Source organism: Clostridium sp. MCC353, from assembly GCF_018785315.1.
Lineage (GTDB): Bacteria > Bacillota > Clostridia > Lachnospirales > Lachnospiraceae > CHH4-2.
The window spans coordinates 1-298 of the sequence record NZ_WQPN01000155.1 but is presented as its reverse complement, the minus strand read 5'-3'; the positions used below and the strand labels follow the sequence as shown (position 1 = coordinate 298).

The window sequence follows — 298 nt, the reverse complement described above, 5'->3', positions numbered from 1 at the left end:
CCGTCTTTTTCCATCCCTGGAGCCTAAGTTTCACTAACGGTTTCCAGATGGCTTTCATCCCCGACGGATTCCGCTCCCCATGGCCGCCTCCAAACATCCAATCCCGCCTCCGCTCCCTCGTCCCGCTTTCCTGCTGGTTTTCCCTGGCTAAAGTAATTAAAAGCAAATTTTACATAAAGGGTGAAGGTATTTTCGAAAATGGCTTCGCCTTTTAATGCAAATCCCCACACCATTTAACATCAACCCTGAAGGCATTTTCGAAAATGCCTTGGCCTTTTACTGTTAATCCCCACCTCAA

The 298-nt window shown here is 47.7% G+C and carries 1 protein-coding gene; it reads right to left on the bottom strand.

The window, feature by feature from the left end:
- Nucleotides 1-23 precede the first annotated feature (23 nt).
- Nucleotides 24-233, bottom strand: coding sequence for a hypothetical protein (locus GPL15_RS23295; protein ID WP_215701076.1), 210 nt, complete (start codon nucleotides 231-233; stop codon nucleotides 24-26).
- Nucleotides 234-298 lie beyond the last annotated feature (65 nt).

Excerpts from the sequence above, each read along its gene's own strand:
- GPL15_RS23295 (WP_215701076.1), bottom strand. The coding sequence starts at position 233 with ATGGTGTGGGGATTTGCATTAAAAGGCGAAGCCATTTTCGAAAATACC.